This is a genomic window from Aquamicrobium aerolatum DSM 21857, from assembly GCF_900113935.1.
Classification (GTDB): domain Bacteria; phylum Pseudomonadota; class Alphaproteobacteria; order Rhizobiales; family Rhizobiaceae; genus Aerobium; species Aerobium aerolatum.
On sequence record NZ_FORF01000001.1, the window covers coordinates 150,033 to 171,289 of the forward strand.

At 58.3% G+C, this 21,257-nt stretch carries 18 protein-coding genes; 11 read left to right on the top strand and 7 right to left on the bottom strand.

From position 1 onward, the window contains the following. Positions 1-10: 10 nt before the first annotated feature. From BMZ42_RS00730 to BMZ42_RS00740, 3 genes are all read right to left on the bottom strand, one after another. A complete protein-coding gene (locus BMZ42_RS00730; RefSeq protein WP_175556587.1) occupies positions 11-853 on the bottom strand; it encodes a carbohydrate ABC transporter permease in 843 nt (280 codons plus the stop codon). Beyond that, positions 853-1,719, bottom strand: a complete 867-nt coding sequence (locus BMZ42_RS00735; RefSeq protein WP_091517526.1) for a carbohydrate ABC transporter permease — start codon at positions 1,717-1,719, stop codon at positions 853-855. Before BMZ42_RS00735 ends, BMZ42_RS00730 begins: the two co-directional genes overlap by 1 nt. A 120-nt stretch (positions 1,720-1,839) precedes the next feature. Continuing rightward, entirely contained in the window at positions 1,840-3,096 is a 1,257-nt protein-coding gene (locus BMZ42_RS00740; RefSeq protein ID WP_091517528.1) for a sugar ABC transporter substrate-binding protein, read from the bottom strand. 160 nt (positions 3,097-3,256) lie between these two features. On the opposite strand from BMZ42_RS00740, the gene BMZ42_RS00745 reads away from it, so the two are divergent. Both BMZ42_RS00745 and BMZ42_RS00750 read left to right on the top strand, forming a co-directional pair. Further along, the gene (locus BMZ42_RS00745) at positions 3,257-4,255 is read left to right on the top strand and encodes a LacI family DNA-binding transcriptional regulator (RefSeq protein WP_139207818.1); all 999 of its coding nucleotides are present in this window, start codon (positions 3,257-3,259) and stop codon (positions 4,253-4,255) included. 21 nt (positions 4,256-4,276) lie between these two features. Further along, positions 4,277-5,245, top strand: a complete 969-nt coding sequence (locus BMZ42_RS00750; RefSeq protein WP_175556588.1) for a nucleoside hydrolase — start codon at positions 4,277-4,279, stop codon at positions 5,243-5,245. Between the two features lie 66 nt (positions 5,246-5,311). On the opposite strand, the gene BMZ42_RS00755 is transcribed toward BMZ42_RS00750, so the two are convergent. Further along, positions 5,312-6,706 (bottom strand): amidase, encoded by a 1,395-nt coding sequence (locus BMZ42_RS00755; protein WP_091517532.1) that lies wholly within the window; start codon positions 6,704-6,706, stop codon positions 5,312-5,314. 284 nt (positions 6,707-6,990) lie between these two features. Here BMZ42_RS00755 and BMZ42_RS00760 point away from each other — a divergent pair, with 284 nt between their 5' ends. The 6 genes from BMZ42_RS00760 to BMZ42_RS00785 all read left to right on the top strand — a co-directional run bounded on the left by BMZ42_RS00760 (position 6,991) and on the right by BMZ42_RS00785 (position 14,391). Further along, complete coding sequence (locus BMZ42_RS00760) at positions 6,991-8,481, top strand: ABC transporter substrate-binding protein (protein ID WP_091517534.1); 1,491 nt, start codon at positions 6,991-6,993, stop codon at positions 8,479-8,481. Positions 8,482-8,638: 157 nt separating this feature from the next. Next, positions 8,639-9,583, top strand: a complete 945-nt coding sequence (locus BMZ42_RS00765; RefSeq protein ID WP_091517536.1) for an ABC transporter permease — start codon at positions 8,639-8,641, stop codon at positions 9,581-9,583. After that, on the top strand, positions 9,580-10,431 hold the full coding sequence (locus BMZ42_RS00770) for an ABC transporter permease (protein ID WP_091517537.1): 852 nt from the start codon (positions 9,580-9,582) through the stop codon (positions 10,429-10,431). Before BMZ42_RS00765 ends, BMZ42_RS00770 begins: the two co-directional genes overlap by 4 nt. After that, positions 10,428-12,065 (top strand): ABC transporter ATP-binding protein, encoded by a 1,638-nt coding sequence (locus BMZ42_RS00775; RefSeq protein ID WP_091517539.1) that lies wholly within the window; start codon positions 10,428-10,430, stop codon positions 12,063-12,065. Before BMZ42_RS00770 ends, BMZ42_RS00775 begins: the two co-directional genes overlap by 4 nt. 15 nt (positions 12,066-12,080) lie before the next feature. Continuing rightward, positions 12,081-13,304 carry a serine hydrolase domain-containing protein gene (locus BMZ42_RS00780; protein WP_091517541.1) on the top strand — a complete coding sequence of 408 codons (1,224 nt, stop codon included), beginning with the start codon at positions 12,081-12,083 and terminating at the stop codon, positions 13,302-13,304. Between the two features lie 292 nt (positions 13,305-13,596). Further along, positions 13,597-14,391, top strand: coding sequence for a FadR/GntR family transcriptional regulator (locus BMZ42_RS00785; RefSeq protein WP_175556589.1), 795 nt, complete (start codon positions 13,597-13,599; stop codon positions 14,389-14,391). Between the two features lie 116 nt (positions 14,392-14,507). On the opposite strand, the gene modC is transcribed toward BMZ42_RS00785, so the two are convergent. The 3 genes from modC to modA all read right to left on the bottom strand — a co-directional run bounded on the left by modC (position 14,508) and on the right by modA (position 17,187). Beyond that, positions 14,508-15,590: a molybdenum ABC transporter ATP-binding protein gene (modC, locus tag BMZ42_RS00790; RefSeq protein WP_091517543.1), complete on the bottom strand. Its 1,083-nt coding sequence runs from the start codon at positions 15,588-15,590 to the stop codon at positions 14,508-14,510. Continuing rightward, a complete protein-coding gene (gene modB / locus BMZ42_RS00795; RefSeq protein ID WP_280139822.1) occupies positions 15,590-16,225 on the bottom strand; it encodes a molybdate ABC transporter permease subunit in 636 nt (211 codons plus the stop codon). Before modB ends, modC begins: the two co-directional genes overlap by 1 nt. 221 nt (positions 16,226-16,446) lie before the next feature. Beyond that, on the bottom strand, positions 16,447-17,187 hold the full coding sequence (gene modA, locus BMZ42_RS00800) for a molybdate ABC transporter substrate-binding protein (RefSeq protein WP_244523099.1): 741 nt from the start codon (positions 17,185-17,187) through the stop codon (positions 16,447-16,449). A 380-nt stretch (positions 17,188-17,567) separates the two neighbouring features. Here modA and BMZ42_RS00805 point away from each other — a divergent pair, with 380 nt between their 5' ends. The 3 genes from BMZ42_RS00805 (at position 17,568) to BMZ42_RS18155 (ending at position 21,230) form a co-directional block, all read left to right on the top strand. Beyond that, positions 17,568-18,989, top strand: a complete 1,422-nt coding sequence (locus tag BMZ42_RS00805; RefSeq protein ID WP_091517548.1) for a coniferyl aldehyde dehydrogenase — start codon at positions 17,568-17,570, stop codon at positions 18,987-18,989. Between the two features lie 454 nt (positions 18,990-19,443). Further along, positions 19,444-21,081: a sodium:solute symporter family protein gene (locus BMZ42_RS00810; RefSeq protein WP_091517549.1), complete on the top strand. Its 1,638-nt coding sequence runs from the start codon at positions 19,444-19,446 to the stop codon at positions 21,079-21,081. Positions 21,082-21,098: 17 nt separating this feature from the next. After that, positions 21,099-21,230, top strand: a complete 132-nt coding sequence (locus tag BMZ42_RS18155; RefSeq protein WP_210185190.1) for a putative transporter small subunit — start codon at positions 21,099-21,101, stop codon at positions 21,228-21,230. The last annotated feature ends 27 nt before the right edge of the window (positions 21,231-21,257 follow it).

Below are 21,257 nucleotides of genomic sequence, written 5' to 3' on the forward strand. Positions count from 1 at the left end.
TTTCGAGAGGTCACTTGATTCCGCCGGAAATCAGCGTGCGCACGTAGAAGCGCTGGATCAGAAGAAACGGGATGGTCCCGAGCAGGATGGCAAGATTGGTAGAGGCAAACAGACCGCCCCAGTCATTTTGCTCGAAGTTGATATTTCGGGCGATGGCCACCTGAACCACCGCGTAGGCGGAATCGCTTGCCGCCACGACTGGCCAGAAGAACGAATCCCACTGGGCAAGAAACAGCATCAATCCGGACGTGGCGATCGTTGGCCAAGACAAAGGCATTGCGATGCGCGCAAAGATGTAGAACCACGACGCCCCGTCAACGCGCGCTGCTTCATAGAAGTCACGCGGGATGGACGCGAAGAACTGCCTGAACAGGAAGATCACCATGCCATTGGCGATTTCGGGGACGATCAGCGCCTGGTAGGAATTCGCCCAGCCGAAAGCCCGGATCATCACGTAGAGAGGCAGCACGATTGCTTCGAAGGGCATCATGAATGACACGATCACCAGCAAGAACAGGAGATTCTTGCCACGAAAATCGAACACCGCAAACGCAAACCCGGCCAGCGCGTTGACCACGACGCCAAACAGGACCGTGGTCAGCGCGACGAAGGTAGAGTTTTTGACTGCCAGGGGAAAATCGCCGTTCAACAGGGTCCGGTAGTTGTCCAAGGTGAAGCGCGACGGGATGAACGTGTTCCAGCCAAAATCGGAAACTGGCTGGAAGATCTCGTTTTGGGGTCGAACAGATGCGAGCGCGAGCCAGACCAGAGGGAAAACGACGATGAACGCAAGGATCGAGAGCAACCCGTAGCGGAGCATCAGGACGTGCGGTTTCTGAAACGGGTTGTCCATCATTTCGCCTCTTCGGGGGAGCGCATGAAGCGGAATTCGAGCACCACGATGATTGCGATGATTCCGAGGAGAACGGTCGAGATCGCAAGCGAACGTCCGATGTCGGAGAAAGTGAAAGCCGCGCGATAGGCCTGGAACATCAGAACGGAAGTCGAGCCGCTGGGTCCGCCGGATGTCAGAATGTAGACGGGAGCGAAAAACAGGAAGTTGATCGCGGTGTCGGCCACCAGAACGAAAGCCATTGGCTTGCGCATCAGGGGCAGGGTTACATAACGAAAGCGCTGCCAGCCATTTGCACCGTCGATGGTTGCCGCCTCGTAGACCGTCGACGGTATCGAATAAAGCCCGGCAAGCAGGAACAGCATCCAGTAGCCCGCGCCCTTCCAGGTCGCGATGCCGATCAGCGTGTAGAGTGCCTGATCATGGCTGCGGTGGAATGGCTGGGCACCAATCCCGATCCATTCGAGGAAGCCGTTCATCGGCCCGAGATTTCCATCAAGGAAAAGGCCGAACAGCACTGCACTGATGCCGGTGGAGACGGCCATCGGCAGCACCAGCAGCGTGCGATAGAACCAGACACCGGGCAGCGGCCTGAAGACCAGAAGGGCCAGCGCGAAAGCGACTGCGAGCTGGATCGGATTGATCAGCAGATTGAAATAGAGAGTTGTCCGCAGCGATTCCCAAAATTCCGGATCGTCCGCCAGATATTCGAAATTTTCGAGCCCGACATAGCGCAACTCCCCCATCAGGGAGACGCCACTAAGGCTACCTCCTACCGCGACAAGGATCGGCGTCAGTCGAAAGATCAGCAGTCCAGCAAGCGCCGGCGCCAGGAAGAGGAAGGGTGTCCAGCGGGACGAAATCATGTGCTCTCACTCACGGGCAGGTTGACCAGTCGCCAGTCGGCGTGCGCCTGGACCATGATCGGCAATCCGCCTCGCTGCAACGTATTGCGACGAGGCAGCTTTGTGCCGAAGCGATGGAAATCAACGGTACTTGCGCATCTCGCGGTCGATGTTCTGTGCCGCACGATCCAATGTCGCGCGCACATCAGCGCCAGTATTGATGTCCTGCATCGCAGTCTTCAGGAAATCCTCATATTCGCGATAGCCGGGTGTCGCCGGGCGCGGTGTCGCGGTATGTTCCAGTTCGTGCTGGACGATCTCCCAGACAGGATCGATGAAGTTGGTCGATGCCCGCTCTTCCCAGATCTGCCGAAGCGATGGCGGATACTGGCGCAGTTCGAACCACAGATCCATTGCATCACGTGTCGACAACCAGCGGACGAACGCCTTGGCTTCTTCCATGTGCGCCGTGCGAGGGTTGATGCCGATATGCCAGCTGCCGGTCGGCGTGACCGGCGTGCCCTTGGCAAAATATGGATGGGGCGCGACACCGAAATCGAGCCCTTCAAATTTCTCGAAGCCAACCAGATTCCAGGTTCCGCCGACGATCATGGCAAGTTTGCCGGAGCCGAACATTTCCTGGGTGACGCCGGTCTGAAAGGTGCCGACGGGCGCGACTTTATGCGTTTGGTGCAACTCCTGATACCAGGTCATCGCATCGACCATCGCATCACCGTTGACATAGCCAGCCGCTGTCAACTGATCGGGGCCAATGACTTCGGCTCCCCAGCTCTGGGGCAGGGCCAGGAGCTGATAAGGATTGCAATTCTCAAACGCGATACCGAATTGTGAAATCTCCGGCTTGGTGAGCGCTTGCGCGATCGAGAGCGCTTCTTCCCAAGTCATCCGCTTGGCAGGATCTGCCGACGGCTCGGGAAGGCCCGCTTCCGCGAACAGCTTCTTGTTGTAGAACAAGATCTGCGTCGATGTCCCCAGGGGCATGGCGTAGAGTTTCTCGTCATATGTGCCCTGAACCAGCGTGCTCGGCAGGAAACGCTCGAGGTCGTCCGCGAGCATTTCATCCAGGACGAGGAGGTGTCCACGCGCGGCGTAGGATGCGGTCAGCGGACCATCAACGAGATAGACATCGGGGATTTCGTTGCGCGCCTGAAGCCGTACTTCCAGCGTCTTGAACAGCTCCGCGATTGGGAGACGCTCGGCAGCTACCTTGATGCCGGTCTCCTTCTCAAACGCTGCCATCAGTGGCGCAACCTGCTCTTCCGGCCAGCCCATCCACGGTGCGGAAAGCGTGGTCGATTGCGCGCCAGCGCGCCCTATCGAGCCAAGCAATGTGGTTGTGGCGAGGCCCGCCATAAACTGTCGTCTTCCGATCTGCATTGCAAATCCCCATCCCAGATTTCGTTACATTCCCTGCAGGTGCCCAAATTGGGTTGTGCACACGTGTGAATAATGCAATCTATTTTGCGTGGCTAGTCAAGACATGAGCTTCGGGTCAACAATCCGATAAATTTGCGAAGCAGTGCTTGGGGGTTCGGATTTGCAGAGAGAAGGAAAGAAGGTTCGCTCGTTCGAGGTTGCGGAGCTTGCACAGATTTCGCGCTCGACGGTTTCCCGCGCACTTGCTGGCGACCCGCGAATCTCCAAGGCCACCCGCGAGCGTGTTCTTGCGGCTGCCGCCGAGCTTGGCTACCAGCCCAATCTGATCGCGCGTGGCCTCAAGAACAGCACCACGGGGATTATTGGTGTGGTCGTCACAGACCTCAACAATCCCTACCACGCGCATGCCCTGCAGTTGCTGATCGAAAAGATGGGGCTGAAGCATCTCGCTCCGCTCGTCTTCGTCGGCAACACGGCCGAGGGTGCGGAACATGCTATTGAGCGCCTGATGAGCTACCAGGTCGATGCAGTGATTGCACTGGCGGCTCCCTTTCTCGAACACGTCATTGAAGCCTGTCTGACCCGCTCCAAACCGCTTGTCTTGATGAACCGCTACGACGGCAGTGAGCCTGTCAGTGCCGTCGGAGGAGACGGAGGTGCGGCAGGCCGGCTTGTTGCTGACCATCTGGTGTCGTGCCGGGCGAGACGGTTTGCGTTTTTTGCCGGTGAAGACCGCACAGGCATCAGCTGGGAGCGTGAGCAGGGCTTTTCGGAGCGGCTCAAGGAGCTCGGGCACGCTATCGATGTGACGATTTCAGCGCCCTACACTTACAGGGCAGCGGTGGTTGCCGCGCACGAAATGTTGCGTGAAGAGCCTGACGCGGTGTTTTGCGCCAACGACACGCTGGCCATAGCGCTGATGGACGCTGCACGCTCTACCGGTGGCCAGATGCCGCTGATCGTTGGCTATGATAATTCGACCTTCGCCCAATGGCCGATCTATGACCTGACTTCAGTCGATCAAAATCTCGACGAAATGACCACGCGGACGGTGGAGATCGCGATTGCCATCGCACGCGAGCCCAAGCGCGCGCCCGACCGGCAGATGATCCAGCCTTCTCTGGTTGTGCGTGGCTCGACATCCCGAACTATCAAATAATCCCGAAATCCAGGAATGAAAATGACAAAGGTATTGATCGACTGTGATCCCGGTCACGACGACGCGACGGCGATTCTGTACGCCGCACGCCATCTCGACCTGGTCGGTATCTCAACGGTCTACGGCAATCAGTCGGTGGACAAGACAACCAGGAATGCACTTTCGCTCACTACCCTTTTGGGCCTGGACGTTCCTGTCGCGCGTGGCTGTGAACAGCCGCTCAATCGCGTGTTCTCTCATGGCGGCGACGTTCATGGCGAAACCGGCATCGATGGCGCTGAATTGCCAGCGCCCGTGAGTGAGCCGGTCGACATGCATGCGGTGGACTTCATCATCGAAATGGCCAGCAAGCATCGCGGCGAACTGGTTCTGTGCCCGATCGGTCCGTTTACCAATGTTGCCATGGCGTTGCGCAAGGAGCCCCGACTGAAGCAGTGGCTGCGGGCGATCAGCGTGATGGGCGGGACGACACAAATCGGCAACACGACTCCGGTTGCCGAGTTTAATGTCTGGAGCGATCCTGAAGCGGCGGTCGTGGTGTTCGGATCGGGATTGCCCTTGTGGATGGTCGGTCTCAACGTCACCCGCCAGGTGGGCATCGATGAGCAGGATATTCTCAAGCTGGAAAGCGGTGGCAATGTTGCGCGCACTTATGGCGGGTTGTTCCGCTTCTTCCGCGACAGTCTGCGCAAGGTTCACGGCCTCAGCACCGCATCAATGCACGACGCCTGCGCACTGGTCCCGTTCATCGCGCCGGACCTGATCACCTACCGGGATTGTCCGGTCGAAGTTGAGGTCGGGGAGGGGCTGACGCGCGGCATGACGGTCTGCGACTTCCGCACCCTGACGAGCGCCAAACTGGAAAATATCAGAGGCCAGGCCGCGCCAAACTGCAAGGTTGCCGTCGAGGTTCAGGCGCGTGCGGTGGTCGATCACATTGTCGAGGCGATCATGCAGTGGCCCGATACTTCAGCGCAGACGAGTGTCTGAGACGATCGGTCTGATCGCTACCTGCCGAATCCGCGGCAGGTAGCGAGTTCAACTCTCTGGGTCCGATCAGGCGATTGGACGACGCAGATGCCAGTTCGTCATCTGCTGGAAGGCGTGACCCGCTGCGCACAGCACGTCCTCCGACAAATGCTTGCCGACCAGCTGGAGCGAAATCGGCATGTTGTTGCGGGAGAAGCCGGCAGGCAGGACGATCGTCGGGTTGCCCGTCAGATCGAACGGCGCGGTGTAGCGGATCATCTGCAGCAGGACGTCGTCATCGGCGCCAAAAGCCTCAAGGTCGGCAAGCGTCGGTGTCGGCGTCGTCATGGTTGGAAGCAGCAGCAGATCGACATTCTCGAACGTTGCCTCCAGGCGGCCGGTAAGCTCGAGCCTGTTCACCCAGGCCTTGGCAACAGCCTCGCCGCTGACCTTGCGGCCATGCTCGATCAGGCCAGCCATGCCGGCGTGATAATCACTGGCGCGCGAAGGGTAGGTCGCTTCGTGCACCTTGGCTGTTTCGGAGCCGCAAATGTCGAACCAGCCGCGCAGCGCGTCATAGGGAGATGGGAAGGTGACCGGGACGATGCGTGCGCCGCGGGCGGCGAGAATATCGCGTGCGGCTTCAACCGCAGCGACGACTTCCGGATCGGTGCGCGTCGAGATGAAGTTTTCGTCGTAGCCGATGCGCAATCCGTCGATGCCGCGCATTGTGGCGCTGACATAGTCAGGAACCGGCGCACGCAATGCCGTCGCATCGTTGTCGTCCGCACCGGAAATGACGCGCAGCATCATCGCGGCATCCACGGCATCACGCGCAAACGGGCCGATGTGGTCCAGTGAATGCGACAGGGTGAACATCCCGTGACGGCTGACGCGGCCCCAGGTAGGCTTGATCGCTGTCAGGTTGTTACAGGCGGCAGGGAAGCGGATCGAGCCACCGGTATCGGTGGAAAGCGAGCCGAATGTCATGCCGGTGGCGGTAGCGACGCCGGAGCCGTTTGACGACGTGCCAGCCCAGTACTCGGAATTCCATGGGTTGATCGGCGTTGGAAAGATGGGGTGATTGTTCGTGTAGGCGCCCTCGGTCAGCGACAGCTTGCCAAGGATGATCGCGCCGGCTGCATAAAGCCGCTCCACCACAGTCGCATCGTAGTCAGGAATGAAATCCTTGTGGATGCTCATGCCCGCGGAAGTCGGGGCATCGCGTGTGAAGAGGAGATCCTTGAGCGCGAGCGGGACGCCATGCAGCGGGCCGCGCCACATGCCGCTGAGCAATTCCTGCTCGGCGATGCGGGCACGGGCCAGCGCCTGATCGGCCATCACGGTGATGTAGGAATGGTAATTGCCGTCCAGCGCCGCGATGCGGTCCAGCGTGGAGCGAACGACCTCGACCGGAGAGATCGATCCAGAACGCAATTGATCTGACAGCTTCTGAATTGACCAATAGTGCAGCTCTGACATCGATAGCCCCCTGAAATTGTAGAAAATTGGTCGAATTCAGCCATTTTCGCTCGTGATCCGACCTTTGAGCGACATCAATCTCCAATAACAGCGTGTAGAAAGCAATAAAATAAATTGACAACTTTGTTGCAGCAATCCTACGATCCGTAGGAAGCTTGGAAAAAAGCGAAGCAACAGAACGAGCAGGCGGGAGGCTGGAAGGCCTCAAACAACGCCTGACCGCTCTTCCAGGCTAGATCCCAAACACTTCAGAGGCCGCGCCTTCAAGGAGAGGAATTTCAACGATGCGTGATCGTCGAACAGCTATGAAATCTGCGGTTGCCGTGCTCGCCCTCGTGGCAGGTCTCGGTACCGCGTCGGCAAAGGACACTCTCACACTCGGCCTGCCCATCGAGCCGACTGGTCTTGATCCGACGATTTCCGCGCCAGTCGCCATTCGCGAGGTGACGTGGGGCAACATCTATGAAGGTTTGACCACCATCGACAAGGACGGCAAGGTTCAGCCCTTGCTCGCGACACAATGGACTGTGTCGGACGACGGACTGGTCTATACGTTCAAATTGCGTGAAGGCGTGAAGTTCCACAATGGCACGGAATTCGATGCATCCATCGTAAAGTTCTCGCTGGATCGTGCGCGTGCTGACGACTCCACGAATGCTCAGAAGCAGTTCTTCGAGCCGATCGAGAGCATCGAGACGCCAGATCCGCTCACAGTTGTGATCGCACTGAAGGCGCCGACAGGTCTTTTCGCCTACCATCTGGCCTGGGGTGACGCTGTGATGGTCGATCCCAAGACGGTCGAGACGAACAAGACCGAGCCGGTTGGAACCGGACCGTTCCGGTTCAAGTCATGGCAGCGCGGCGACCGCGTCGAGGTCGTGCGCAACGACGACTACTGGGACGCAGGTGTGCCGAAGCTCGCGGCGGTCACGTTCCGCTTCATCGGTGACGCGCAGGCCCAGGCGGCTGCCTTGCGGGCAGGCGACGTCGATGCGATCCCCAACTTTACCGCACCGGAATTGTTCGGTGAGTTTGAAAACGACGACCGGTTCACCACGATTGTCGGCAACACGCCGCGCAAACTTGTCGCTGGATTTAACAACTCCAAGGCACCGTTTGACGACATCCGAGTGCGCCAGGCGCTGATGTCGGCCATCGACCGGCAGACGGTGATCGACGGCGCCTATTCGGGCTATGGCATTGCCATCGGCAGCCATTATGCACCGACGGACAGCGGCTATGTCGATCTGACCAACGCGCTGCCCTACGATCCGGAAAAGGCCGCTGCACTGCTCAGTGAAGCGGGAGCCGAAAACCTCAGCCTGACCATCAAGTGCCCGCAGATGACCTACACGATGCGCGCCTGCGAGGTGATGCAGGCGATGGTCGCGGAAGTCGGCGTGACGATGAATATCGAGGCCAGCGAATTCCCGGCCAAGTGGATTGATGAAGTATTCATCAAGCACGATTTTGACATGTCGATTGTCGACCATGCCGAGCCGATGGACATCGATATCTATGCCCGTCCCGGTTATTATTTTGAGTATAATAACCCTGCCTTCAACGAGATCATTGCAAAGGCGACAGTGAACTCGAACGAGGCCGAGCGCGACGCGCTTTATGGCGAGGCGCAGAAGATTCTGGCCAGCGAAGTGCCCGCTCTCTACCTTTTCGATCTGCCGCGCCTCAACATCTGGGCCAGCAAGATTCAGGGCTTGTGGGAGAACGAACCGATCTCGCAGGTCTATGTCCGGGACGCCTATTGGGCCGACTGAACCGTGAGGCTCCCGCACGTCATTGTGCGGGAGCCATCCCTGTTATCGTCAGGCATGTGCACTGACTGATCCGGAAGCTGGAGAGCCTGCAGATTGATGCTGCAGAAGTTCCGGTTGCAACCGCTGAAAGACCGATGACCTTGAAAGGTACCCCGCGATGACGGGCATTTTCCTGCGCCGTCTGGGCTCGTTTGTATTGACACTGCTGATAGCCTCGCTGCTGATTTTTGCCTGCATGGATCTTCTGCCAGGCAATGCGGCGGCTATTCTGCTTGGCACCGCTGCGCGCCCCGACACCATCGCCGCGCTTGAGCAGCAGCTGGGTCTCGATCAGCCGGCCTATATTCGCTATCTGAGCTGGGTTGCGGGTGCGTTCACTGGCGATCTTGGAAATTCGGCTTCCTATGGGGTTCCGGTCGCCGGTTTGATCGCCGAGCGTTTGGCTGTGACGCTGCCTCTGGCCGCACTTGCTCTTCTTCTTGCTGTCGCCCTAGGCACCCCGATGGGTGTGTGGGCGGCTGCCCGCTGGCGCAAGGCGCCTGACCGCATCGCTTCAGGATTTTCCCAGATCGGCATTGCTATTCCAGACTTCTGGTTTGGCCTTCTGCTGATCCTGACATTTTCCACCGGTCTGCAGTGGTTCTCTGCGGGCGGCTTTCCCGGCTGGCAGGAGCCAGCAAGCGGACTCAAGGCATTGGTGCTTCCGGCCGTTGCGCTGGCCCTGCCGCAGGCCGCGATCCTGACGCGGGTCACCCGTTCGGCGGTTCTTGATGTCGCCAGCGAAGACTTCATCCGCACTGCTCAAGCCAAGGGGCTGACGGAAAGCCGCATTCTGTGGCGACATGCCGTGCGCAATGCGCTCGTTCCCATCATCACCATCATTGGCCTGCAATTCTCCTTTCTGATCGCAGGCGCGGTGCTGGTCGAGAACGTCTTCAACCTTCCGGGAATCGGACGTCTTGCCTATCAGGCGCTGTCTCAGCGTGACCTTGTGGTGATCCGCAACGTTGCCATGTTCTTTGCAGGTCTCGTCATAGTGGTGAATTTTCTGGTCGATCTGTCCTACCTTTGGCTCGACCCGCGATTGAGGGCCCGCCGATGAGCGCGATCGTCGACAAACCCCGCCGCTCGTGGTTCGGGCCGCATGTGCGGCTCTATCTTGGGATGGTCATCACAGCACTTGTCGTCGGTCTGGCGGTCCTGTCGCTCGTCTGGACGCCTGCGCCGCCGACGAAGATGCGGATCGCCATGAAGTTGAAGCCGCCGCTGGAAAGCGGCTTGGCAGGCACCGACCAGTTCGGACGTGATATTTTTTCGCTGCTGATGACCGGCGCATGGAACTCGCTTTCCATAGCGCTGATCTCGGTTCTGATCGGCGTCACGGTCGGGGTGGCCCTTGGAACGATGGCCGCGGCAAAACGCGGTTTCATCGAGGAAGCAATCATGCGTTTTGCAGACGTTGTGTTTGCCTTCCCGGCGATCATTTCAGCGATCATGATCGCGGCACTGATCGGGTCAGGGGCGCTGACGCCGATCCTCGCCATCGGCCTGTTCAATATTCCGGTCTTCATTCGAGTTTCGCGCGCTCTGGCGCAGCGTGTCTGGGCCAATGATTTTTGCCTTGCGGCACAAGCCGCCGGCAAGGGCGCTTTTCGGATCACGACGGATCACGTGCTGCCCAATATCGCTGGAGGCGTGGCAATCCAGGCGACGATTCAGATCGGTCTGGCAATTCTTGTCGAAGCGGGCCTGAGCTTCCTTGGCCTCAGCCTCGCACCGCCGTCGCCATCCTGGGGACGCATGCTGGGAGATGCACAAACCTATCTCAGCCAGGCACCCTGGATGGCAATAGCTCCGGGTATTGCGGTGGCCGTGGCAGTCCTCGGCTTCAACCTGCTTGGCGACGGGTTGCGTGACAAATTTGATCCGCGAACGGAGGGCGGGGCATGAAACTCTCAGTCGCGCTGGATTCCATTGTCCATTCGCAGTGGGACGGCACGCGTCGCACGCTTGTTGAAAACATCGCCTTTGAAATTCCGCAGGGAACCACAATGGGCGTCGTCGGTGAATCCGGTTCGGGGAAATCGCTGACATCGCTGGCGATCATGGGGCTGCTGCCGCCCGGCATGACCGCTGCAGGTCGCATCGAACTTGATGGGGCTGACATTCTGCAGCTCTCCCCCGCCCAAATGCGAAAGATACGCGGCGCGCGGATCGGGATGATCTTTCAGGAGCCGATGACCGCGCTCAATCCGGCGATGCGCATCGGCGATCAGATTGCCGAAGGGCTGCTGGCGCATAAACCCATGTCTCGCAGCGAAGCGCGGGCCGAGGCGCTGCGCTTGCTGGAGCGCGTGCACATACCGGATGCGAGACGACGTATCGACAGTTTCCCGCATGAAATGTCGGGTGGTCAGCGTCAGCGTGTCGGCATCGCCATAGCGCTGGCACCAGGGCCGTCGCTGTTGATCGCCGACGAGCCCACCACTGCGCTTGACGTAACAGTTCAGGCGGAAGTGCTCGCGCTTCTCGGAGAACTCATCAGTGATCTGAAGATGTCACTGCTGATGATCAGCCATGATCTGGGCGTGATTTCCAGCATCTGCGAGCGCACGCTGGTGATGCAGTCAGGGCGTCATATCGAAAGCGGTGCTACGCAGCAGGTGTTGCGCAACCCCGCAAAGGACTACACGCGGCGACTGATTTCGGCCATTCCTCGCCGTGAAGATGACGATGCCCGCAGGCTTCCCGTCGCCCAGCCAGATGAAACTCCTGTGCTGGAAGTGCAAAATCTGTCGCGTGAGTATCGTTCCCTTTCCGGGCAGGTGTTGAGCCGGGCGGTCAACGACCTCAGCTTCTCTGTCAGGCGCGGCACGATTTTCGGAATCGTGGGTGAAAGCGGCTGCGGAAAGTCGACGCTGTCGCGCATCATCATGGGGCTCGATCGTCCGACCTCCGGTCGTGTCCTGTTCGATGGCGAGGATTTGTTTGCGAAGAAGCCGCACGAGTTGCGGCTGGCCAGACGTGGTTTCCAGATGGTGTTTCAGGATCCGCGTGGTTCGCTGGACCCGCGCCAAAATGTTTCACGCATCATTGCCGAACCGCTCTATCTCGACCCGCACGCACCAAAGGGCAAGGAACGCGAGGCGATGATCGCAGAGGCGTTGACCGATGTTGGTCTTCACCCGGATGATGCGAGAAAATACCCCCATCAGTTTTCCGGCGGGCAGCGCCAGCGCATTGCCATCGCTCGCGCCTTGATCTGCAAGCCAAAACTCGTCGTTGCCGATGAACCGGTTTCAGCGCTTGATCTGTCCGTTCAGGCGCAGGTGTTGGAGTTGATCCGCGAGCTGCGTGACAAGCAAGGTATTTCGTTCCTTTTCATAAGCCATAGTCTGGCGGTCGTTGAATCGATTTCAGACGACATCGGGGTTATGCACCGCGGCCAGTTTGTCGAAACCGGCAAGGCCAGAGCCGTATTTGCCGACCCGACCCACCCATATACCCGCACGTTGATTGCCGCGGAGCCGCGCATCGATCAGCCCCGCCGCTACGGCGTCGTTTCTGCGGATGAAGTTTTGTAATGGGAGAAGAACGACATGCAAAAGACAGTGGATGGCGAGCCGGTTGATCAGTTCATTCGGCGACATATGGCCGGGGATTTCCTGCTGTGGTCGCCGAACATCCAGTCTGAGGCCTTCCTGAACTGGGACCGCATCTGGGCGACGCGGACGATCGAGAAAGGCACTCCAAAGCTTTTGCCCGTCTCGGCGGAGCCGCTCGACATTACCTTTGAGAGCGGCGGCGCAACCCACACGATCGACGATCTGATGCGCTGGGAATTCGTCAGCGGCCTGATCGTCATCAAGGATGGTGAGATCAAGCTCGAACGTTATGCCCGAGGTCTCAACGTCGAGCGCTGCTGGCAGTCTTCATCGATGGTCAAATCGCTGGCGGCGATTCTGATTGGTGCGGCAATTCAGGATGGAGCAATCCAGAGCATCGAGCAGAAGGTTACGGATTTTCTGCCCGATTTTGCCGGCACGCCTTATGAGAGTGTCACGATCCGCGACCTCTTGCATATGGCTTCCGGGGTGGAGTGGGTCGAAAACACCGACGATCTGAGCACCGATGTCGCTGAACATTATATCAAGGTCATCGCGGCGCGGCGGCCCGACTATATCCTCGATTATCTCAAGACGCGTCCTCGCGCCAATCCGGCTGGAACCCAGTTCTACTACAATACGGGCGACACTTTCCTGCTGAGCCACATTTTGAGCCGCGCGACAGGAAAATCGGTGGCGCAATATTGCTCCGAAAAGCTCTGGCAACCGATGGGCTTCGAGCAGGATGGCTATTTCATTCTCGATTCCGATGACGGCCATGAAGTGGTCGGCAGTTGCTGCGGTGCATCCTTGCGCGACTATGCGCGGTGGGGGCTTTTCATGCTCTCTGACGGTGTGATCGACGGACAGCGGGTCGTTCCTGAAGGTTGGGTCAAGGCCTGCACAAGCCCAACTGCACCAAACTTTGCCTTTGATTTTGGCGGCGAGCGTGGTGTTGCCGGCGGCGCTGATACGGCGTTTGAAGGCTATGGTTATCTGTGGTGGGTACGCCAGGGCGGCGACTATCAGGCACTCGGCAGCTATGGGCAGTGGATCTATGTCAGCCCGGCCAACAACACCGTGGCAGTGATCCTGGGTGCGGTTCCGCGCCACGTTTACATGACGCCGGAGGAGGCTGCCCTGCATCGAAACTCTTCGCATTGCGGCTCAGAGATGCGGCTTGATTTCATCAAGGCGGCAATGAGCGCGCTGGCCTGAGCGAAACTGGCCGCAAGAGCAGATCATCAGCGTGACAAGGTGACAAGATCAGGTCACCTTGCTGTGGAGGTGACGTAGAGCAGCTTCATGAAAAGCCCATCGAAATGGATATTTCATCCGTCGCAATTGATGGGAAAGGTGGGCTTTTCAGGCCGGGTGCAAGAAACTATGGGAGTATAAGGGGAAATTCTTATAGTAACGAGCATTCGGCGAGGGCTATATTTGTCTTTTCTCGAATTTCTCCTTTTTCCTTCTGGTTGCCTCAAGTTCAAGGGATGCCCGAAAAATGCAGATGAAAGAGGCAACCGCTACATTGATGGCCGCCAGTACGCCCAACGATGGCTTCTTCGATACTGCACGTCCTGGAGGAATGCATGAGCGCGTCTACAACAGCCTCGTGCACGCGATAGTTTCCGGTCGCTATGGCGAAAGTGACAAGCTTCCTTCCGAAGCTGAACTGGCGACGATCTTCACTGTGTCGCGTCCTGTAGTGCGTCAGGCGCTGGAAAAACTGCGCGACGAAGGGTTGGTTGAGTCGCTTCGCGGGTCTGGCAACTACGTAACCGGTCTCGCGCGCCTGATTGAAGGGATGCAGGAATTCGGCTCTCATTGGAGCCGACATGCCAAGACCATGCTCGATGATCTGGAGTTTCGCCTGATTGTCGAGCCCGAAGCTGCCTATCTGGCGGCGCGGCGGCGGACCAAGGCTGATCTGCACCGTATGCGTGCTGCGTTGGAGCAGTTCGAGCAGGCCCATGCAAGTGGGCGGATCACGCATCATTTCGACTATTTGTTTCACGAGGCGATTGCCCTCGCGACCACGAATACGCGCTTCATCGAAGCGGCGCGCTCGGTCGAGTTTTCAAAAGACCCGAGAAGTTTGCTGATACGCCATCGGGTGCATTTTCAGCCCGCGGGCAGGGGGCTTGAGTCCATTCAAGAGCATCTTCGGGTGTTCGAACTGATCGAGGAGCGTGAGCCCGACCATGCCCGCAAGGCGATGTGGGATCATCTCAATGCGAGCCACAATCGGCTCAACCAGCAACTCGAGGCCCTGCGGGACGGTCCAGCAGGCAACATCGCGTAAGACTGCCGCTTCCAAAGTGTGTCGCGGAGCTTTCAGATGCGCTTGTGGCGCTTTAGACCCTTGTTTTTACGCATGTCTTTATCCTGAAACCGGTTCTCACTTTCGGGAGACATGCGTTATCGATTGGCAGCGAGTGAAACGCTTTTGATCTGCGCAATCACCATCTCGTCGATCTGCAAATTCAGCGCGGCGAGCGAGCGCTGCGAAATCCGCGCGCGCACGATGGCGGGGTGGTTCTTACCGATATCGAGGCGCAGGCTGGCCTCTGTCGCTCCCAAGGTTTCGATGCCCAGAATCCGCGCCGGAATTGAGTTGAGGATGCTGCTGCTGGCATGTTTGCCGCGGGCGATTGAGATGTCGCTGGCGGCAATGCGAAGGCGCACTGCGTCGCCGGGCCGCAGTGTGTCTGCCAGCACCAGAAATTCGCTCCCCGCCACATCCAGTGCGCTGATGCCATCTTCGTCAGTGCGCAGCACCTGAGCTGGCAGCACGGCAGCAAAGTCGCGGCGCATGGCTAAAGTGGAGTCCGGGGCAGACAACACATCGCTGAGTGGGCCTGAATTGACTAGCCGCCCATCCTTCAGAAGAACCAGATGATCAGCCAGCCGCTCGACCTCGGAAATGTCGTGCGAGACCAGAAGGATCGGTACTTTCAGGTTCGCGTGGAGCGCTTCGAAATAGGGTAGGATTTCATCCTTGGCCATGCGGTCGAGCGCTGACAGAGGCTCGTCCATCAGCAGCAATTGCGGCTGCGACAGCAGCGCCCGCCCAATTGACACGCGCTGACGCTCGCCGCCGGACAGATGCATCGGTGAGCGGTCGATCAAATGACCAATACCGAGCAGGTCGACGATGTCGTCGAAGCGTATGTGCTTTTCAGCTTTCTTGGCGCGTTTCTCGCCATAGATGAGGTTTTGGCGGACGGACAGGTGCGGAAACAGGCTGGCTTCCTGAAACACATAGCCAAGCGGGCGCTTGTGCGTCGGCACGAAGCGCTCCTGATCCTGCCAGATGTGGCTTCCGATCGCGATGCGCCCAGCCATGTGGTTGAGGCCGGCGACCGAGCGCAGGATCGATGTCTTGCCGCACCCGGATGGACCGAACAGGGCGGTAATGCCGTGCATCGGCACCGCGAAATCCACGTCCAGATGAAATGCTCCGAGATCGCCCTTGAGCGTGATGGCGATTTCATTGCCCATCAGAATGCCCTACGTCCGCTGCGCCGCGCCAACAAGGACACGGTGAGAATGACCAGGAATGCGAAGACCAGCATGCCTGCCGACAGGATATGCGCCTCGCGCCAGCGCAGTGTTTCGACGAAATCGTAGATCGCGATCGACAGCACTTTGGTTTCACCGGGAATATTGCCGCCGATCATCAGGATCACGCCGAATTCGCCAACGGTGTGAGCAAAGCCCAGCACCGCGCCGGTCAGAAAGCCGGGAATGGCGAGTGGCAACGCGATGGTGAAAAATCTGTCGAGCGGCGAGGCGCGCAATGTCGCTGCAACCTCCAGCGGGCGTGCGCCGATGGCCTCAAAGGCGTTGCGGATCGGCTGCACCACGAAGGGCATCGAATACAGCACTGAGCCTGCGACCAGGCCTTCGAAGGTGAAGGCGAATGTCCGCAGGCCGAACCATGGCCCAAACCAGCCGCCAAGCCCGTTGGGTCCGAGGGCAAGCAGGATGTAGAACCCAAGAACTGTCGGCGGCAGCACCAGCGGCAGCGCGACCAGCGTGGCCACGACTTCCTTCCAGCGCGATTTTGACCAGGCCAACCACCACGCAATCGGTGTGCCGATGATCATCAGCAGCACTGTTGTGATGGCGGCCAACTCAATCGTCAGCCGGATCGGCGACCAAAGTTCCTGTGACAGGGTTCAACTCCCGCAAACAAGCGTCGTTCAAAAGCGCGTCGCGATTCAATCAGATTCCGTGAGCGCGTGTTAGAGCAATTCCGCTTTTCCTGAAATCGCGGAATTACTCTAACTCTTTGTTATTACGCTATTTCGAGCGCAAAGCCGCATCGCCCTTTCGGGCGAGATGCTCGAATAGCTCAGCGGTCCAGTGCGTAACCGTATTTCTCGATGATTGCAGAAGCAGCATCACCCTTGAGGAATTCGATGAACGCTGTTGCTGCCGGGTTGTTCTCGCCGTTCTTCAGCAACACCGCATCCTGCTTGATCGGCGCGTAGTGTTCCTGCGGCACGATCCAGCGCGATCCGACATCGGTCTGCGAGACCTGTCCGAGCGCGACGAAGCCGATCTCGGCATTGCCGGTTTCAACGAACTGATAGGTCTGGCCGATATTCTGGCCCTGAACGATCTTCGGCTGCAGCGCTTCATAAACGCCAAGCGCCTGCATGGTCTCGACCGCCGCCTTGCCGTATGGGGCCGTTTCAGGGTTGGCGATAGCGATTTGCTTGAACTCGCCAGCCGTGAGCGTCTCGGCGCCGGTCACCTTGCCGGGCTCGATCGAGTACAGCACCAACTGCCCGATGGCGTAGGTGAAAACCGTTCCCGCGACGCCGTAGCCTTCGTTGACTGCCAGGGTCGGGCGTTCGTCGTCGGCCGCGAGGAATACCTCGAACGGAGCGCCCTGAGTGATCTGAGTATAGAACTGACCGGTTGCTCCAAACGACAATATCGCTTCGTGGTCGGTCGCTTCAGCGAAGGCGGCCGCAATCTCATTGGCGGCATCCGTGAAGTTCGCTGCAACTGCAACGTTCACATTGTCTGCATGGGCAGTGGATACCAGAAAGGTCGCTGCGGAAAATGCGATAAGAAGATGTCTCAAAATGCCACCCGATATGTTCGAACGAAGATAACGAAGTTCTAGCTTCTTAAGTTCAACCCTGCAAGCGGCCTTGGGGTCATCATGCGCTGGGCCATGAATGAACGGCGACCTCGTGGTCAGGAAGGGTCGACGGTGGTGACCGCAGATCGGCTGAGGAAGCGCTGTTTGCTCACAATGCCGGGCGTAGATGGCTGCATCGGGTCATTCGGGGCGGCTCCCACTGTCGCGAGAGTCTTTTTGCCTGTATAGCGCAGAGTTAGTCGGCGAGACGGCGGTCTTGTCACTCATGACTGCTGTGGCCTGTATTTCATCCGCACACCGTTGCTTTGGTCGGCAGTTCTTTCAGTCTGTCGGCAAGTAATGAGGAGTTGTAGACAGCGATGCTTCAGACGAACCCGCAGGCATTATCGACAGCCTTCCAGACATTGAAGATCGCCGTTGCCGCTGATCCCTACCCCTCACTGGCGGCGCGGCGCGATAGTCTGAAAAAACTGCTTGCTCTGGTTGAGGACCATGAGCGTGAATTCTGCGCGGCCATCGATGCCGACTTTGGCGGACGCTCTGCCCATGAAACCCGTATGGCGGAAATGATGGTCGTGAGGGCCGGCGTGCGTCACGCGCTCGCGCATCTTTCGCGATGGATGCGCCAAAAGCGTGTTGCCACGAGCATGTTGTTTTGGCCTGGCCGTAACAGATTGCTGCCACAGCCGCTGGGCGTTGTAGGTATCGTTTCGCCTTGGAATTATCCGTTCCAGTTGGCGCTCGCTCCTGCGACGGCGGCGCTCGCGGCCGGAAACCGCATTCTGATCAAGCCATCGGAGCTCACACCGGCTTTTTCTCAATTGCTGGCAGAATTGGTGGGGCGCTATTTTCCCGCCGATCAGCTTCAGGTGGTGAACGGAGATGCCGAAGTCGGCAAGGCGTTCGTGTCGATGCCTTTCGATCATCTGCTGTTTACCGGTTCTACCGCAGTTGGGCGGGAGGTTGCAAAGGCGGCGGCAGCGAACCTGACGCCAGTGACGCTGGAACTAGGGGGCAAATCACCGGCCATCATCGATGCGTCCTGCGACCTCGATAGTGCCGTGAAAAGCATTGCCTATGGCAAGTTTCTGAACGCCGGACAGACCTGCATTGCACCGGACTATCTGCTGGTGCCAAAGGGAGAGAGTGCATCCATCGCAGCGCGTCTTGAGGCGGTGGTCAGACGCTATTACCCAACTCTCGCGGAAAATCCCGATTACACTGCAATCATTTCGCCGCGCCACCATGCGCGGTTGGAAACGCTGGTGGAGGAGGCCCGTGCGCGCGGGGTGGTCGTCACGCGGATCAATCCAGGCAATGAAGACCTGGTTGCTGGCGGGAAAAAATTCGCGCCAACCCTGATGCAGGGTGTCGATCCGGATCTGACGGTGATGCGCGAGGAAATTTTCGGGCCAATTCTGCCCATCATTGAGTATGAAAATCTTGACGCCGCCATCGCCTTTGTCAACGAGCGCGATCGTCCGTTGGCGCTGTACTGGTTCGGCAGGAACGCTGCACGGCGCGACCGAATTCTGCAGGAGACTGTGTCCGGTGGTGTGACAATCAACGATTGTCTCATGCATCTGGCACAGGAAAACCAGCCCTTCGGCGGTGTCGGGGCAAGTGGGATGGGAGCTTATCATGGCGAATGGGGCTTCCGAACCTTCAGCAAGGAAAAGCCGATATTCCACCAGTCACGGCTGGGGGCAGCGGCATTGCTGCGCCCACCTTACGGTGCGACGTTCGAGCGTCTGCTGAAATTGTCCAGACTTATCACTTGAGAAGTTGGTCAAGGCGCAGCCATTGCACTTTTTTCGCTCTGGATTTTCTCAAGATCGAGTGATTTTCACCCGAAGGCGACCGAAGTTTTCCACCTGATCGATAGTTGCGTCAACGCATTCCTCATGTCGGCGCAACCTGCTGGTGTGCCTGCTGTTGCGCCGATTCCAACCCTCGGCAGATTGGGCATTTTTGAGGCGTCAATGAGGTGTTTTTTGCAAAAAAAACCTCAAATCCTTGCATAATCGGCTGTTTTCTTTATAAGCATCCGCGCTGCCTTGTGCAGATTTCGTCGGCGAAGCGCTAATTGCGCGTGATAGTCCGGTTCGATCCCGGCTCGCCTGTCTCGGCATGAATTAGCCGTTTATTGACCGCGCGGTGTGGTTTGCCTGCAGTGATCTGCGGGTTTTCGTTGTCTTGCCTGTTTTCGCGCGGCAAGAGCGTGAAATTGGAATAATGGAACTTCAACAACTAGGAACGCCTCTCACTCTATTACTGCTTTTTCTATTTTTCGGCGGCACGTTTTTCATCTCGCTCTCGATCGGGCGCAAGCGCGAAAATGCCGACAATTACATGAATGCCGGCAACGCGGTGGGGTTCGGAGTATCCGCCGCATCGATGACCGCAACCTGGATATGGGCCTCTTCCCTCTACGCCTCTGCAACCTCCGGTTACACCTATGGCGTGTCTGGCCCGATTCACTACGGGCTGTGGGGTGCATTGATGATCCTGTTCATCTACCCCTTTGGCAAACGCATCCGATCCCTGGCGCCCAATGCGCATACGCTGGCTGAAATTCTCTATGCCCGCCACGGACGATCGAGCCAGCTCCTATTGGCCGGATCGAACGTTGTTGGAAGTGTCATCAGTCTGACGTCCAACTTCATCGCAGGTGGCGCGCTCATCGCCATGCTGTCGCCATTGTCGTTTTCGACGGGCATTCTCATCATCGCATCGGGTGTTTTGCTGTACACGATCTGGTCGGGGCTGCGCGCTTCGATCCTGACGGACTTTATTCAGGTCTGCGGCATGCTCGGGGCGGCCGTCATTATCGTTCCTGCGGTGTTTTTCAGCGCCGGCGGCCCCTCCGTGTTTGAAGCAGGTGCAGTCAATCTCACTGCCGAGCAGCAGAACTTCTTCTCGTCGGAAGCGTTTTTCAATCAGGGAGCACCGTATATCGCGGCTGTTCTTGCCTACGCGATTGGCAATCAGACCATTGCCCAGCGGTTGTTCGCCGTGCGCGAAGACATGATCAAGTCGACGTTTATTACCGCAACGCTTGGCTATGGCGCGACGGTGATCGGTGTCGGAATGCTGGGTGTCCTCGCACTTTATATGGGGATCGAACCGCTCGACGGCGATGTCAACAATCTCGTGCCGCAACTCGCTGCCAACTACCTTGGGGTCGGGTTCCTATGCATCTTCTTCCTGATGGTTATCGGCTCTCTGGCTTCAACCGCCGACTCTGATCTGTCGGCCCTGTCCTCGATCGTCATGACCGACATTTATGGGCGCAGCGTTGGAGAGGGGCAGGCCGATCCGAAGCTGATGCTTTTCATCGGTCGTGTGACCATGATCCTGGCAACGGCGACCGCGCTCTATTTTGCCAGCAGTCGCTTCAACATCCTTGAATTGCTGGTTCTTGTCGGGGCGATCTGGGGCGCGCTCGTGTTTCCTGTTATCGCGAGCTTCTACTGGAACAAGGTGACCAATACGGCCTTCACCGTGTCGGTGATCGCGGCACTGGTCGTTTTCTTCCCGGTTCGCTTTGGCCTCATCGAGCTGACAGGGGCGGTCGCCCTCGTGAGCGATGTGGTCGCCTCGGTGGGTGTCGGCGTCATTGTCGGGCTGATGGCGTTCGGATTTTTCGGTCTTCGCACAGGCCGTATATTGGGCGTTGTCGCTGCCATCGTCACGATCCCCTTCGCCGTCGGCTTCCTGCACACCTACGCGATCCTCACAGCGTCCCTGCTTGCCTACGCGGTCAGCGCGATCGTCTGCATTGCGCTTTCGATGCGCAATTCAACGGCGTTCGATTTCGACACGATCAGCGAACAGACCGGCAGTTTTGACACCAATCGGGCACATGCCTGAACAAAGGAGATATCCTGATGAGTACTTTTTTCCTCACGACCTACATGCTGATCTGGCCGGTGCTGGTCGCGGCGATTCTTTATGTTCTGGTATCGGCTTTCTTTCGCGAATGGCGTGAGGCCCGCATGGAAGGCCGCTCGCTGGTCTGATCCCGGTACAAGAGTTTCGGCTCAACA